This is a genomic window from Mesorhizobium sp. M0174, assembly GCF_040322275.1.
Lineage (GTDB): Bacteria > Pseudomonadota > Alphaproteobacteria > Rhizobiales > Rhizobiaceae > Mesorhizobium.
Window position 1 is genome coordinate 1 of sequence record NZ_JAMYTB010000059.1, and the last position, 2,818, is coordinate 2,818.

Genomic DNA, 2,818 nt, shown 5'->3' on the forward strand with positions numbered 1-2,818 from the left:
CCTTATTATATCGACCGAACCGGCACCCCCAATGCCTCATGGGTTAACGGCGGACTCCTGTACTCGCCTCCTTGGGAGTAGGCGGAGTTCGGCGTCGATCAACTTATCAGCCGGTAGGCTTAGCAAGTGGTGACCCTACCCAAAACATTGATCGACGCCGAAGTGGGTTCGACCTGGCGCAGTACTTGATCCGAGGAAACTTGAATGCCTGACCTCCGCCATAAAATCCGCGAATGCGTTGAGCAGACCCCCTTTGTGGATACTCACGAGCATTTGATCGAAGAGCGGCAGCGCGTCGAGGGAGTCGTACACCCGAGATTTTTCCAGTCGAACGATTGGTCTTATCTCTTCCAAGACTATGCTGCGGAGGACCTTGTTGTCTGCGGTATGCCACAGAAAGACTTTCAAAGCTTCTTAAACCCCAACCTCAGGAGTGAAGAAAAATATCTCCTAGTGGCTCCGTACTGGAAGCGGATAAAGAATACGGGTTACGGACTGGCGATTCGTCACACTTTTCGTGGTCTTTACGGCGAAATCGATCTTACAAGCGATACGTTTCCGCAGATTGCGGAAAAGTACCACGAGTTCGTTAGGCCTGGCTTTTACACGGATATTCTAAGGCGTTCGAATATAGAATTTTGCCACGTAAACGCGTTGCAAAGTTCGTTCATAGAGAGTGCTACACCTAATATCCTCGCGCAAGACCTCAGCATTCTAAGTCTTTGTCGGTGCAGTGCCGCGGATTTCGTGCGGATCGAGGAAGAAACGGGTTCACGCCCGAGCTCGCTCGACGAATGGCTTTCGATTATCGATGACTATTTCCGAAGGTACGGTTCCAAGGCCGTGGCGGTGAAGTGCCAGATTGCGTACACTCGTGCCTTGGATTTCGCTCCAGTGACTAAAAGTCTTGCCGCTCGCCTTTTCCCGAACCAAGCGGATCTTACTGGGGCTCGCCATTCGCTTGGCGCAGATGATCTGAAAGCGGTTCAAGATTTTCTCTTTCGGTATTGCATAGGCAAGGCTGAAGAGTATGGCTTGCCGGTGAAGTTACACACCGGATATTTGGCTTCAGTCGGCGTCATGCAAGTTGACCGCGTCCGACGCAATGCATCTGACCTATGTCGCTTGTTGCAGGACTATCCGGACGTAAACTTCGTGTTGATGCATATAGGGTACCCGTATGAACATGAGTTTATTGCGCTTGCGAAGCAATACACAAATGCTTACATCGATATGTGCTGGGCATGGATGCTAAATCCTGTCGCGAGTACCCGCTTTTTGACCGACTTTTTGGTCGCAGTACCATCGAACAAGATCTTTACGTTTGGTGGGGACCTTGTAGCCGCGGAACCCATTTACGGGCATGCTATTTTGGCACGGCGCGGTATCGTCGAGGCTGTGCACCAACTCGTGGCGAGCGGGTGGCTCGCTGCCGAGGATATGCCGACGCTGATCGAACAGATCATGCGAGGGAATGCGCACCAATTCTTCCCGAACAACCCCTGTGGTGTAGATCCGTGAACTGCAGGCGTTAGTGGGTCGCGATAAGCTGGACGCTTTGGGGCATCGAGCCTTCATATAGCTGACAGATGAGGATCGCCTTATTTTTATCTCTCGTGACTTTGAGCGTCGTGGAGCTATCGGTTATCTGGCGGCGGTCATCTATTTGAGGCGGATCGTGGAACTCGCCCCCTGCGAGGCGCTGATCGCAGCGGCACCGGTGCCGTCTCGTGCGCGGGAAGGCGACAATATCGGCATCTCGACTTACAGGGCGGCAAGGCGGATTTTTCGGCGGGTTTTTCGAGGTTTATGGTATCCCCACCCAGTTGGCCGCCTGCTGAGGCAGGCTGAGGGCTGCAAGGTCCTGGTGCAAGCACTAGGAGTAGCCCTGTGACGAAGCATCAGATTGAAGACACGTCGGTCGAGCGGCGCTGGCGCTGGTCTCGGGACGAGAAGGAGCGGCTGGTCGCCGCGGCGTTTAAGCCGGGTCAGTGTTTCCGAGATCGCGCGATCGGCTGGCCTTCATGTGAGCCAGATTTTCCGGTGGCGCAAGGAACTCTGCCAGATTTCGCGCCGTCCGTGCCGCATCTTGTTCCCGTGGAGGTCGTCGAGGCGACGCAATCACCGATATCCCGATCGCGCAAGAAGAGCAGCACTGTGACTATCGAGCTTGGCGGCGCCCGCCGCCTGCGGGTCGAGAGTGATCTCGATAGTGAGGCGCTCTGGAGCGGCGATGATCTCGATCCCGAGCGGTGTGAAGGTGTGGCTCGCCACACTGGCTATACGGATATGCGCAAGGACTTCCCGGCCTGTCGCTGACGGTGCAATTGAAGCTCGATCCGCACAGCGGTCATTTGTTCTGTGTCCCCCGGCGGCAGGGAGGGCTGATGAAGGTCTGGCAAGACGGCCAGGGTCCTTGCGCGGCCGCTTCATCTGGCCCTCGGCGGCCGACGGCACGGTGGTGATGCCCGCTCAGCTTGGCTTCTGCTCGAAGGCATCGGCTGGCGAATGCCTGGCGTCCAAGCTCGGCGGGATGAGCAAAACCATCTTCGGATGAATGTCGAGAGCTACAGGCACCGCGAGGCCATGGAGCGAAAGCGTGGCCCGGGACGCCCCGCGTCCTATGCCACACCCGCCAACAGCCTCGCTGATTGACGCGCCGCGACAATCAAACCGACAAACCCTCTTGCCTCATCAGAGTAAGCGGTGCGCCAGGGCACCTTGCAAGAGGCCGATGAACATGGAGTTTTCGCGCCATGACATTGGAACATGCAACGGGCGATATGGTCGCCGAGTTAAGCGGCGCCGCGGCGGCCGA

Annotated in this window: 3 protein-coding genes; all 3 read left to right on the plus strand. The window is 56.4% G+C overall.

Features of this window, described 5'->3' with window-relative positions; genetic code table 11:
- Positions 1-204: 204 nt before the first annotated feature.
- The gene (locus NKJ13_RS31440) at positions 205-1,521 is read left to right on the plus strand and encodes an amidohydrolase family protein (protein WP_352691944.1); all 1,317 of its coding nucleotides are present in this window, start codon (positions 205-207) and stop codon (positions 1,519-1,521) included.
- Positions 1,522-1,890: 369 nt separating this feature from the next.
- Complete coding sequence (locus tag NKJ13_RS31445; protein ID WP_352779560.1) at positions 1,891-2,319, plus strand: hypothetical protein; 429 nt, start codon at positions 1,891-1,893, stop codon at positions 2,317-2,319.
- 97 nt (positions 2,320-2,416) lie between these two features.
- The gene (locus NKJ13_RS31450; RefSeq protein WP_352691948.1) at positions 2,417-2,557 is read left to right on the plus strand and encodes a hypothetical protein; all 141 of its coding nucleotides are present in this window, start codon (positions 2,417-2,419) and stop codon (positions 2,555-2,557) included.
- The last annotated feature ends 261 nt before the right edge of the window (positions 2,558-2,818 follow it).

What these genes read in the sequence shown, in the direction of transcription:
- NKJ13_RS31440 (WP_352691944.1), top strand. Translation starts at nt 205, where the DNA reads ATGCCTGACCTCCGCCATAAAATCCGCGAATGCGTTGAGCAGACCCCC.